Annotated in this window: 9 protein-coding genes and 1 other RNA gene; 4 read left to right on the forward strand and 6 right to left on the reverse strand. The window is 43.0% G+C overall.

Features of this window, described 5'->3' with window-relative positions; translation table 11 throughout:
* The first annotated feature begins 4 nt into the window (after positions 1-4).
* Positions 5-889, forward strand: coding sequence for a hypothetical protein (locus tag V1358_RS15535; RefSeq protein ID WP_347394131.1), 885 nt, complete (start codon positions 5-7; stop codon positions 887-889).
* Positions 890-1174: 285 nt separating this feature from the next.
* Here the strand turns inward: V1358_RS15535 and V1358_RS15540 are convergent, their stop codons facing one another.
* Positions 1175-1861, reverse strand: a complete 687-nt coding sequence (locus V1358_RS15540; protein ID WP_347394132.1) for a hypothetical protein — start codon at positions 1859-1861, stop codon at positions 1175-1177.
* A 265-nt stretch (positions 1862-2126) separates the two neighbouring features.
* On the opposite strand from V1358_RS15540, the gene V1358_RS15545 reads away from it, so the two are divergent.
* Positions 2127-3059 carry a hypothetical protein gene (locus V1358_RS15545; RefSeq protein WP_347394133.1) on the forward strand — a complete coding sequence of 311 codons (933 nt, stop codon included), beginning with the start codon at positions 2127-2129 and terminating at the stop codon, positions 3057-3059.
* A 10-nt stretch (positions 3060-3069) separates the two neighbouring features.
* On the opposite strand, the gene V1358_RS15550 is transcribed toward V1358_RS15545, so the two are convergent.
* The gene (locus V1358_RS15550; protein ID WP_347394134.1) at positions 3070-4422 is read right to left on the reverse strand and encodes a hypothetical protein; all 1353 of its coding nucleotides are present in this window, start codon (positions 4420-4422) and stop codon (positions 3070-3072) included.
* A gap of 177 nt (positions 4423-4599) precedes the next feature.
* On the opposite strand from V1358_RS15550, the gene V1358_RS15555 reads away from it, so the two are divergent.
* Both V1358_RS15555 and V1358_RS15560 read left to right on the forward strand, forming a co-directional pair.
* Positions 4600-6636 (forward strand): AAA family ATPase, encoded by a 2037-nt coding sequence (locus tag V1358_RS15555; protein WP_347394135.1) that lies wholly within the window; start codon positions 4600-4602, stop codon positions 6634-6636.
* Positions 6637-6659: 23 nt separating this feature from the next.
* Complete coding sequence (locus V1358_RS15560; protein WP_347394136.1) at positions 6660-7103, forward strand: DUF6641 family protein; 444 nt, start codon at positions 6660-6662, stop codon at positions 7101-7103.
* A gap of 75 nt (positions 7104-7178) precedes the next feature.
* On the opposite strand, the gene V1358_RS15565 is transcribed toward V1358_RS15560, so the two are convergent.
* The 4 genes from V1358_RS15565 to rsmI form a co-directional block, all read right to left on the reverse strand.
* The gene (locus tag V1358_RS15565) at positions 7179-8507 is read right to left on the reverse strand and encodes a hypothetical protein (RefSeq protein WP_347394137.1); all 1329 of its coding nucleotides are present in this window, start codon (positions 8505-8507) and stop codon (positions 7179-7181) included.
* 138 nt (positions 8508-8645) lie between these two features.
* Positions 8646-10418, reverse strand: a complete 1773-nt coding sequence (locus V1358_RS15570; RefSeq protein WP_347394138.1) for a DUF3258 domain-containing protein — start codon at positions 10416-10418, stop codon at positions 8646-8648.
* Positions 10419-10705: 287 nt separating this feature from the next.
* Positions 10706-11056: RNase P RNA component class A (gene rnpB, locus V1358_RS15575), an RNA gene on the reverse strand.
* 78 nt (positions 11057-11134) lie between these two features.
* Complete coding sequence (rsmI, locus tag V1358_RS15580; RefSeq protein ID WP_440589908.1) at positions 11135-11989, reverse strand: 16S rRNA (cytidine(1402)-2'-O)-methyltransferase; 855 nt, start codon at positions 11987-11989, stop codon at positions 11135-11137.
* Positions 11990-12038 lie beyond the last annotated feature (49 nt).

The raw sequence follows: 12038 nt of genomic DNA on the forward strand, positions 1-12038 counted from the left end.
TAAAATGCAAGAAAACTCTTCAGAAAAAGCCAGTCTATGGTTTAAAGAAAATCCAAAGCACATAGCTCCATCACAAAAAGTTTTACACCACCTTTTAAAGTTTTATTTGGGACAACATGTAAGTTGGAGAAAGGATTCACCCGTTAAGGCGGTTTTAGGTGGAAATGGATCTAGCGGAAGAATTTCAATTACCCCCCAGAAAACTGAGAACATAAGACTCAGGTTTGTCCCGCTTGACCCCATCGAACATGTTACTAGTTTTGCAAAAGAGTTAGAGAGTGAACATAAAACTTACCTAAATTTCAATCTAGAGGACGAAGGTATAAACATCACCAGCAATTTTAATGATGAAGCTATCATTCGGTTACTGTTAGTTACAGATATTATTTTAAACAAGTTTGAGTTTACTGACTTTGTAAAACCAACCAGTATAAAGACTTCAATAGATGATGGTGAGCAAGCACAAATCATTCAGCGCAAAGTTGATACTTTCCAAAACATTTTGTTAAACGAAGCAGCCATGGAAAGAAGGTTTATTAACTGGCTAAAAACCGAGCACAATATTGATGCTACTAGTCAGGATAGTGATGGCCCATTTCGTAGAGATGTGGCATACAGACTTGATGGTTACAACACAATTGCAGAATTAAAATATACAAATTCTGTGAGAGAAAATATTGAGCAAGCTCTCGGTCAGCTTCTTCGCTATCAATTACACCCCGCGGCTAATAAACATGCTGATAGGTTATTAATTGTCTCTGGTGGAAAAGCACCTAATGAAGATGATATCGAGTGGTTTAAAAGGTTGAAGAAAGTTTTAAACTTGAATATAGGGATGCTATACGAAGACCCTACAACTAATGGTAAGTTTGAGGATATAGAGAAGTAAAGTCAATTTAGCATTAGTCGTGATTAATAGCCAAGAGCTACTGACAGCTCACCAAATAACTTTGACATCACCAACACAACTTATGTGATTCACCACCACCGAGAGATTGAAGCGCTGCTCAGTGAATCACATAACTAAGTGGTTATCCTAAAAAAGCTAAAAATTGGCCGATGAAGAGTCCCTGATTGTCCAATACAATTTATCAATCACTTAAAGCTCTGAGCAACTTTTAAAACTACCAACAGGAAATACTAAAAAGTCTCGAATCGAGACATTCTAGATACCCTATGTTTTAAAAGGCTTCGTCTTCCAATATTGGCTGATATCCACCTCATCCATTTTGGGATACATTTGAATAACTAAACCATATTTTTCAGCGTTTTTTTGACTCACTTCGACACTTCTCGCACCTCTGACTTGAGCGTTAGCCCAACATACTTCAGTTACAGTGATATAGGAAAAGTTATGTAGGCAAATAAGGGCATTACGAATTTCATCTGCACGGTATTCTATATTCAACTCTTCGGCAACAGATTGAAGTTCAACAGCAAAGTGCAGGTCATAAAACGGCTGACTATCATTTGGAGTACCATAGTAGAAGAGGTTATCCTGACCAACATATGAACCTATGTTTTCAGTGGTGTATTTGGTTTCGAGGATAAAAAAGCCACCTTCGGGGTTTTCTAGGAAAAAATCGTTTAGATATAGTGCAAGCTTAGTCTCTAATGCTGTTAGGTACGGGTTGGATATGACATTCTTGGTAAACGCGTAAGGCAACAGGTGGTTTACCTTATAGAAGTTTAAAAGTCTTCCTTTTTCATGTGGCAAGTCTACAAATTGCTCATCCAAGTTTTTTCTTTGCGTCGAGAAATCTCCAGCTGTCCTTAATAACTTTCCAGAGCTACTCGATCCTCCATGAGGCGTTAACCTTAAAGGATATTGCTCGGAACCTAAAAAAGTTTGCTCATTCATGGATTTTTGTTCCTTCTAAGAAGCGCTCCCTCTAACGCTCAAAGCCCTTATACACAAAGGCTCTAGCCAAGCTAACCTAATTTATTTTGCTAACCAGAATAACAAATCTAACTACCCAAATACCAAAAACCCTTTAATAACAATGGGTATAGCTACTATTGATCACTACAAAAAAAGTCAAAATAGAGGAGATGGTTCTCCAAAAGCCTTTAGCAATAATGGTTACTCCAAATCACTTGGTTAAACAAAATATCGGAGTAAACCTATGCCAAAGTATCCAAAATCAACTGTTCAAGTCAACGCTCAACAAGCTAAATTAACCGTGAAGCAACTTCGTTCTTCCGTGCTTAAAAAGATAAGTGATCGTAGGCCATTTACCAAGCAAGACCTAAAGTGTATCAAGGAGCTTATTGAGGAAAGTGAAAACTTCAAATTGAAGGTGATATACCAAATTAAAAAGAATAAGGTCTACAAGCAACATGGCCTTAACTTCTGCGAATTCTGCAAGGAAATGTTCAATATCTCTAGGTCTGAATCCTACAAGTATGTAAACCGAGCAATAACTGAAGCATGTTTATTCCGGTCTGACGAATTAATAGGTCAGATCAAAAACAACGACTTTTTAGATCACTGTCACGCAATAAGAGTGACTTTTGGAGAAGATAACTTAAGGAAAGTCTTTCTCGACTACAGATCCAAAAATTCAGGGTTTCATGTAGACCTACTAGCCTCTTATTTAGAAAGTAATCATCCTAATACCTTTAACTTCCTGTGCTCTAAGTCAAAAAAGCTTGCAGCTTTCAGCAAAGCCACAGACGTTTTAACTGAGCAACATAAGCAAAAGTTATCTCGACAAGCCGCAAGAAGCCAGAAATGTCAGGAAGAGCTTAGTCGACTCGATTTAATTCGTCAGCCAGATCGCCCAGAAGAAGGCCCCATAGAATTTGAAACGTTTGATTCTGATAGCTTTCCTGATGCTCCCTCTGTGGATGAGTTAAAAAAACAAGTGAAACCTAAATCCCTTTGGTTGAATCACTTAATCGAACAGCGTTCCAGAAATGCATCTGGTACCAAGGAAGCACTTGATTACCTTCTAAAGGAATACGACTACAGTCTCCTAGAAAACACCCTTCAATACCTTGATGAAGTTCGCGAGAGTATCAATGAAAGGCTACTAGCATATAATAAACGGGCCTAATCTTAGTGTTTCAGGTGCTTTTACTACCCAGTAAAAGCGCCCTCACCTTTCTCAATTCACGGTATTGCATCAACCACAGCTCCTCATGCTCTACATTTATTAGTGACTTTGCTAGATGACGCTTGAGTTGATTAACACCCGCTCGGCTTAAACGTTTCATCAGGGAGTTTAATCCATAGCTTTTTGCTGCCTTTACTATCTTTGATGTTTTCGGATCATTACGCAGCTTTTCCTCATCATAGATTTCTATATCCTCAAAAGGCCCCTGCAATTTATGAATGCTATTGATTTTTAGGCCCTTTAATCTTTTACTCCTATGCGGCCTAACCGTAACTTCCACCCTTGTAATATTTGGCTTTGACCTTAGTTTCTTTGCTTTTTTGAGATCTCCTTTCTTTTCAGCTAACTTAGCTAATTGCTCACTCTTATCGTATATACTGAGCCGATTACACCCACCCGCACCCTCACTAATTGTTAATACTTGACCATCCTCAGCACAATACCTTGCCGAAATGCTGCAACCTTTTTTGCGGGAGATAAAGTCGATTGGTTGAATTCCTTTAATGTCTACCGTGACATCTAGCCTTGTAATAGCCGCTTCCAGAATGAGAGATTTAAATTGCCGACGACAGGCTTGCTTAAACAAGGATATAGCACTTTGAAGTTGATATACATTCACCTTACTAGGATTAAAAGCAAGTTTAATCAACCTAGTGTAATTACCACTTTTTCGCTTGGTCGCATTTCTTTCTCCCGGACGATAAGGCTTGTAAAATATAGTGATACAACTTCCTTGGGAGTCCTTAATAATAAACTTTTTGCGATAGCCTACCCCCTTTGGATTCTTGATCTTACGCGACTTTACGCTAGTAGAACTACCACTCCACTCTCCGAATAACTGGATAAGCCTATCTGACTGTTTAGTGTTAAGGTCAATTGTAATCTCTAGGAAGTCGATGAATAGCTTGCAATGATGCTTAGGATCACTAAACACTCGTTCAATCACAGACCAAATTTTACGTCTACCGAACCGTTTTACAGGCTGGTTTCCTGCATCCTTGGTCACTATAAACAGGTCCTTAGGCAGGCGTTTTTTTGCTTCAATACTAAGACTATCAAATACCTCTTTTGATAGATAACCAGCTATTTCATCCCGACAGTCTACTTCTCCGGTATTAAACTGCTCCCTGCTGTATAGCGTGTACTCCGGAGTAGGACTCTTAGTATGGGTAGGCTTATATACTGGGGTATGACTATAAGAGTATAGGCTGTATAGGCTGGATAGGGAGTGATCATGTACTGTAGTGTTACCAACCACTATATCTGACTGTCCTGTTATCAATTTCTGGATTGCTGTTTTCAAAATGGTGCCCTCTGATAGAAGATTTATGGGCTTTACAGTTTTGAAATTACAAGGTTCTGATAATCATCTTTAGCGGGGCATCTCGCCTACCTGCGGCCAAGGTATACCCTACAGGCCAAAGCACAATCCTCATAAGATCTATGCAAATGCTTCAATGCACTGATTTATGGGGACTTCATGACAAGAACGTACAACAAACTACTGCCCTCAAATATGTATCAGTCGTACGCCACAGGCTATACATATCGGGCGATGACCTCAGGTTTTATCGATTCCACTGACTTAATGGCGGTCAAAGGTGCCACCATTAAAAGTATCTGTGGCACCTCCTTTAAGTTCACGGGACAAACGGAGGATTTCGACCACCTCACCCTTCACCTACAGCAGCGGCTAACTGTCACTAAGGGTTGCGTTCTAGGCCACAACTGCCGCGTCTTTGAGCACGGATTACAACTACCAGACAATAGCTGGAAAGTGATTAAGCTCATGGCGGTGTTAAAGGTAAACGGCGGCCTCTATGAATGGATACACTGCTGCCTGCCTTCGGACATTCATATCAATTCGATGTTTTCTCATATGGTTGGGATCACTGAAGAGGCACTGATTAACATCAACCTAGCCTTGGTGGAGACAGGTCTTGTCCGAGGTTCACAGTACCTTCAACTAGACCGATCGGGTATCCCTCATGCCTTGGTGGAAAAGTTAGTGGGTGAAAAGGTGGCAAGCTACACCGAGTTAATTGAGCCATTGGTACAGATGCAACCACCATCAACCTTAGGCTTAAGTGACTTTGAACACCTTGAATTGGAGGACTTAATCGCCTTCCTTGATGTGGCATTAAATCACTCGACCCAATCAGTAAATGTATTGCTTTTTGGAGCACCAGGCACAGGAAAAACTCAGCTAAGTCGCTTGTTGGCTGATACCTTAGGCGCTTCGCTTATAGCCATTAAAGCCTTTGGATCTGATGTCCACCAGCGGGAGGTGGATTATGACCAAGAGAGATTAAGCTCAAACCTAAGGCTTCAGCATCACCATTTGGTACAACGAATAGTGAGCCATGACGAAAAGTCTTTGCTTATGTTGGACGAGGCCGAGGATATACTAGTCCAGCAGGTCTTCAACCACCGAGCATCCGGCGGCAAAGATAACCTACATGCCATGCTCGAAGCCAACACGGTGCCGTGCATTTGGGTGGTTAATTCGGTAGAAGACATCCCTGCCAGTGTGCTTAGGCGGTTTAACTTTGTAAAACACGTTTTCGTGCCTGACAACCGCGTGATGGAAGGCATTATTGCCAAAACCACCAAAGGCCTGAGGCTCAGTAAGCCATTTAAAGCACAGCTTGCGACCAAGGACAATGTCACCCCTGCCAATATCGCCAATGCAGCCTTTGTATGCCAAACCATAGGCCGCCAAGGTAAACAGGCTGAGGCGTTGGTGGATAGCCTTATTACCGAAGTGCACCAAGCCTGTGGCTTTAAAACGAATGCCGCCACCTACAAACCACAAATGACGTTTTCACTTGAGAACCTAAATATCAAAGGTGGCAACAAGGCCTTGGCTGATATTGAACTTGCCATAAAGCAGCATGGCGGCGTAAGGGTTTTGCTCTCAGGAGTCAGCGGGGGAGGCAAAAGCGCATTGGCCCACCACCTTGCTAACGTCACGAACCAAGAGCTAATCACCGTCCGGTGTAGTGATGTTCTCGATAAATTCGTGGGAGGCTCAGAGCAGAACATCGCGAAGATTTTTAAACAGGCAACCGAGCAACAAGCGATCATCTTCATCGACGAGGTGGATAGCCTGTTGGCAGATAGGACCGGAGCCGCCCAGAATTTTGAAATTCAACAAGTCAACGAACTACTTACACAGATCGATTGTTTCGAATATCCACTGTTCTTTGCAACAAACTTCGAGAAGCACTTAGATTCAGCTCTAATGAGACGTACAGACTTCAAACTAGTGTTTGACTATCTGACATCACAGCAGCTCATACGGCTCTTCAGAGAAGCGTGTGGACGCTCTCAGATTACAAATTATCAGCTACAGCAGCTAGCAAATCTTAAAAACATCGCTGTCGGCGATTTTGCGATCATCAAACGCAGACAGAAGTTTTCGACAACTAAGCTATCCACCCAAGACTGCTTAGACATTCTCATTACTGAATCCAATCACAAGCAAACCACAAGGCCTATCGGCTTTGTAAAGTAATCACTAACCAAAAGGTAAATAACATGACTAAATCAATATTGAGTACGCTCAAGGCCGTTTCACGCCCAGAGAAAAGCATCACACCAGAGGCCAAACGCCGTGACAAGTTAATCAGCCGCCTCCAAGTTCAACGAGAAATGGCTACGGCACTAGTTAACGGTGAATCCTACACCTGTTACAAAGAAAAGTGGCAGAAGAACGAGGAAACAGGCCAACAGGAGAAAGTCAAAGTCGCCAAGAAGGTCAGCCCTTGGTTTTACAGCCGTAACGGCCAATATTATCTGGAAGTGAGATTCGCCAACAAACCATTGGAACTGTCCAAAGGCAACCACGCCATTGAGGTCGGTGATAAGGAAAACCTGCCAACGGTAATCCAAACCGTGATCGATGCCACCGCCAACGGTGAACTGGATAAGGCATTGGAGGCACAATCAAGGAATCTAAGTATTGTAAAATCCCGAAGCTAATCAGTAAGAAATAGGGTTAAGTGAAACCCTTAACCCTTCTAATATCCAAAATTTATTATGAGGATTTCGGATAATTTATGTTTTGTTGGTTATTCTATGCCAAATATACGCAGGCCTTTTCTTGAGTCGCTCCCGTTGTGAAACAACTGGATATGCTTCAGATAGACCAGCCGATGCAGAGGTCATTACCCCCAAAAAGAATGGCATGGAGTTCCCCATAGCTATGGCTGCGGCAATCCCACTTAAATTGATACATACCCCCTTCACTGCTGCCGAACTTATAGCGTGAGCACTGTCTCTGATTTCATCTAACTGGGGCATAATTTCTTTTTGAAATAACCGCTCAGCCTTGCTATCGAATATTTCGGGGTCAAGTCCCGTTAACTCATCGGTTAGAGACAAAAGAGACTGATTAAAACGGTCAAAAGCCAAGGAGTGCTTTTCTCTCAATTCCAGAATGGTACGGGGTGAATCTATGGCAATAAAGCTATTATTAGCCTTTAGAAATCTGGCCGGTAAAGAGCCGTGACTGCAATTGTTCTCACCTGCCATAGCCATGAATTGAGCTTCGAACTTAGATTCTGTTATGTATGTATGCCCGATCCGTTCAGCTAAACATATCTCATTGTATATATTTTTTAGCCTGCACCTCATGGCTTGATTGACTGACTGGTATGCCCATATGTCAAATTGCTGTTTTTCTAACTGACCTTTGGGATCCCAAACTTTTTGACATACATAATTACCCTCTTCATTTTTATGGCAATTCTGTAACGTTTCAAAAAGGTAAAGGTTCACTCCAGAGTGCCAAACATCATTAGCAAACTGGACTTGTAGCGCAGTTCTTCTATTTGTGTAAGCATCTTCAGATAGAATTAAAAAACTACCTTCCTCTACCCTAACTGACTTTAACGTTGCATTGTCATGAATAAAATTATGTATCTCTTTGGGTATTGATGACCTAAACGCGTCGTCCGAGATAAGAAAAGGTACATTGTTGGTTGGTCTGTTAAAAAATGAGATAGGTAAAATCTGGAGTATACCTGCTCGAACCAAATCGAAAGCCCATTCAAATAATTTAAGCCCCGAAGAGGCTCTTTCAAAGCTAATTTGCTCTGAAGAGGTCACAAGAGGATCATCTATTATAATTGAGTCATAAACCAGAGATGAAGACAAAATACTATCGTAGCTTTGGGATGTTGAACCTGAGCTAAATAAAGCGTTTAACTTGTCGCTCATGTTGATAGCTTGTAGCTCCTGATCCGTACTCTGAATTCTGGCATTGTTATAATAACTAAGTCTTTTTGACACCTCATTTTTTGGAAGGTCATCCAAGCCTATCGCCTTACCAGAGCTTGTCATAAGTCCCGATTCAATTAGCAAATCTAAGCAAAGGTTACTCATTGTCGCCCCACATACTTTTAAATTACTAGTATTGCCCAGACAGCCACAGCCCCGTGCGTCAATACAATAAAACAGGTGGTTGTAAATCTCCGCACATTAAATTTTGTCCGTAGCAAGCTCAGTCCAAACAACAGTTCCTCAAGCCACTTCAAACGCATCCACCACCTCGACCAGACTCTTAATACTGGTTGCCTTATGCGTGTAGTTGCTGGTGATACCAAAAGAACTGATTTCATGGCCCACCACCTGTTGAAGGTTGTTAACTGGCACACCGTCATTCATCAGCTTGGTAATAAAGGTGTGGCGGAAACTGTGGAATGATCGCTTATGGCCTAATTCATTGAAAGTTGGCACACCGATGGATTCCATTAGCCTAGGCATCCAACCCGTTACCCTTACCGACTTATCCAACTCATCAAATACCTCCTGCTCACATGTCGCTACGTAATCAAGAAAGCCACTAGTAATCAATTCATTATGCATCGGGATCTTACGCTTGGCATTCTCCGTCTTTAATTTCTGGTCTTTATGTTCATCGGTGATCAGTATGTAATGGCGCTGGGTTTCCTCATCATACCGAATATCCGACTTCCTTAACTGAACCAGCTCACCGAGGCGTGCCCCAGTGTATATGCCAAGCTGAATAATCCACTTCTTCCATGTTTTGCGTTCTTCCTTAGCGGCATTTAAAAACTGCTTTAGCTCTGTATCAGAGAAGGCACCTCGGATATTGGTGGTAAAGTCTCGCTTGATGGAACAAGGTGATACACTAATAAGATCCACCGTGTCTTTCTTGGCATATGCAAACACCGACTGCGTCCATTTGTAATAGCCTTGGACGGACTTAGGTGAAATCAAATCATCCTCGGGCACTTCACACTCCACCCGTTCTTGCCAGCTCATTTTATTATATGGCGCGATATTCATACGGGGTAGTTCAAAGCATTTGTCGATAAATCGCCCTATATCCTTAGGCTTATACTGCTCGATTGGCCGATCCTCCATTACAAGCCGCCATACCGTATAGACCCTTTCATAATCCTTCTGTATTTTCTCGGTCAGCTTTTCCTTCTTGATCTTAAATTCGAGGAATTCGGCATACACTTCAGAAAAAAGTGGGCCTGTAGGCTCATCATCCACCTCAACCATAGGCGCAACCACCATAGGTTCTGGGGCTTTGGTTAATAAGCCTTGGACTTCTCGCTCTCCTAGGAAGTCTTCATTGAAAATGGATGCCAATAACTCATCCCGTACGGCATTACTGGCCTTAAGCTTACTCAACAGGACTCGGTAAGGCAGGCTATTAGACTCAATAGCAAAGCCATGTTCGGCCAACAGTTCATTTGCCTGCTGTGGTATCCCCTCGCCTTCGGACGGTTCGTCCTTCATCCCAGAGAACACCTTCATAACCGAGGACATGGACTCTAGGAAGGACCACCTTTCATAATCCGACAGGCCTTTTAGCACTTCAGCGAAGCGATTAACCCGCTCTTCATTGGAGTCGCTATCCGCCATGTGGACGAACAACTCCTTGAATCGGTCATCCAGTTCCAGTATCGATTTATCGCCTAAGGCATTAATGGCATGACCACCATCACTGAAACCTTGTTCCATTTTGGCTATCATCGGGTCTATATCGGCTATGGTTAACTGCTTTTGCATGGCGGTTTTCATTTGGTCGAGCTGCTGGCTTATGGAGCTAGTGTCTAACGCCATAGACCGAATGACAAGCCCCTTTAACTTTGAAATTAATGGCTTAAGGCGCTGCATCAAAACCAAGGCCACCTCAAGTTTGTGCGTCCTAAGGCACAGCCTTATTTCCCTTACGCCAAGGCGTTTAGGTATTTTAACCCTAAGGTAGTAGGTAGCCTTACGGCGATACAAATATTGGCACCCAGCTACAGCTCGCATATACACCTCACTAACCAATGCCGATTTCAAGCACCGTGTACCAAACCATGTACCGTTGAAATCGAGCGTTAAGCTTGAAAAATCAAACTGTTAGTGAGAATACTATCAGGCAAGTAAAACTACCTAAATCAATACCTTAGGATATTTTTGAGATGCAGATGTTTCGCTGTGACTAGCGTTGTGAAGTTGAAAACCGTGTATCACTCGGTACATGGATTTGCGATGTGATGAAGAAGGATTTTAGCAAACCGCTTGATCTACATATGCAAATCAAGCGGTTACTAAAATTTTTGAGTCTGCCTGTAAGCCGGGTTCTGTCGTGGATAATCATTCGTCTAGACCTTGGATCGCTCCAAGGTTCAAGCAACCTACCCGGTTCCGATGTGGGCCACACCATAAGGAACCCTATTTGGTCTTGCTCCGGGTGGAGTTTACCTTGCAACCAACTGTTACCAGTGGCCCGGTGCGCTCTTACCGCACCCTTTCACCCTTACCAACCGAAGTTGGCGGTCTCCTCTCTGCTGCACTTGTCGTAGGCTTGCGCCCCCCAGCCGTTAGCTGGCACCCTGCCCTATGGAGCCCGGACTTTCCTCCCCCTGATCATTTTCGTCACAGGCAGCGATTATCTAGCCGACTCAGCGCGGTATTATACTTATTTAGCCGAAACTAGCTAGACGAAGTTGAACCTTGCCATGAGATAGTTTGACTTACAGCAGCTATTCTTGTTCTAACATACTCTTATAGAGCGCATTTTTCTTTAGGCCAAAATATTCAGCTGCCACACCACAGGCTTTTTTGAGTGGCATATCAGCCTTCAACAACTCAATTAGTCGCAGTGCTTCTGGGTTTATTTCACTGCTTTGATCAGGCTTGCCAGGCAACATCAAGACAATCTCACCTTTTTGACGTGCAGTGTCTTGCTCTAAAAATGCAATGAGCTCTGTCACAGTGCCATTAAAAAAGGTTTCAAAGCTCTTGGTGAGTTCTTTGGCTAGCACCACTTGCTGCTCTGCGCCAAGCGCCTCTTTTAAATCATTGAGACTCGCCATGATACGGTGAGTACTTTCGTACATGATGCTTGTCATGCCAGTCTCGTATGCTGACAGGTAGAAGTCCTGCCGCGCTTTACTTTTTGCCGGTAAAAAGCCCACAAATTGAAACTTGTCTGTTGGTAAGCCTGAGCAGCTCACCGCAGCAATAGCGGCACAAGCACCTGGGATTGGCGTTACACTAGCGCCTGTGGCGCGACATAAATTCACCAATGCGTACCCTGGGTCGCTGATAAGCGGTGTTCCAGCATCACTGACTAACGCGACATTCAGCCCTTCATTGAGCCAATCTACAACCTGTTGCGCTTTTTGCTTTTCATTGTGATCATGAAGTGCAAATGTACGCTTGCTGATCCCCAAGTGAGACAAGAGCTTGGCGGTATGGCGCGTGTCTTCAGCAGCGATTAAGTCGACCTCAGATAGGGTCTTGATTGCACGCTGGCTAATGTCGTCTAAGTTACCTATAGGCGTAGCAACGACAAACAAAGTCCCAGGGCTTGATTGTTGATGTTCGGTTGAAATATCCGCATTGGACATTGAGCTCTCCTGCATCAGTCAGTAAGATAAGCGA

Source organism: Pseudoalteromonas pernae, assembly GCF_039831865.1.
In the GTDB taxonomy this organism is placed as follows: Bacteria; Pseudomonadota; Gammaproteobacteria; order Enterobacterales; family Alteromonadaceae; genus Pseudoalteromonas; species Pseudoalteromonas pernae.

Excerpts from the sequence above, each read along its gene's own strand:
- V1358_RS15570 (WP_347394138.1), bottom strand. The coding sequence starts at position 10,418 with ATGCGAGCTGTAGCTGGGTGCCAATATTTGTATCGCCGTAAGGCTACC.
- V1358_RS15545 (WP_347394133.1), top strand. The coding sequence starts at position 2,127 with ATGCCAAAGTATCCAAAATCAACTGTTCAAGTCAACGCTCAACAAGCT.
- V1358_RS15555 (WP_347394135.1), top strand. The coding sequence starts at position 4,600 with ATGACAAGAACGTACAACAAACTACTGCCCTCAAATATGTATCAGTCG.
- V1358_RS15535 (WP_347394131.1), top strand. The coding sequence starts at position 5 with ATGCAAGAAAACTCTTCAGAAAAAGCCAGTCTATGGTTTAAAGAAAAT.
- V1358_RS15560 (WP_347394136.1), top strand. The coding sequence starts at position 6,660 with ATGACTAAATCAATATTGAGTACGCTCAAGGCCGTTTCACGCCCAGAG.
- V1358_RS15540 (WP_347394132.1), bottom strand. The coding sequence starts at position 1,861 with ATGAATGAGCAAACTTTTTTAGGTTCCGAGCAATATCCTTTAAGGTTA.
- V1358_RS15565 (WP_347394137.1), bottom strand. The coding sequence starts at position 8,507 with ATGAGTAACCTTTGCTTAGATTTGCTAATTGAATCGGGACTTATGACA.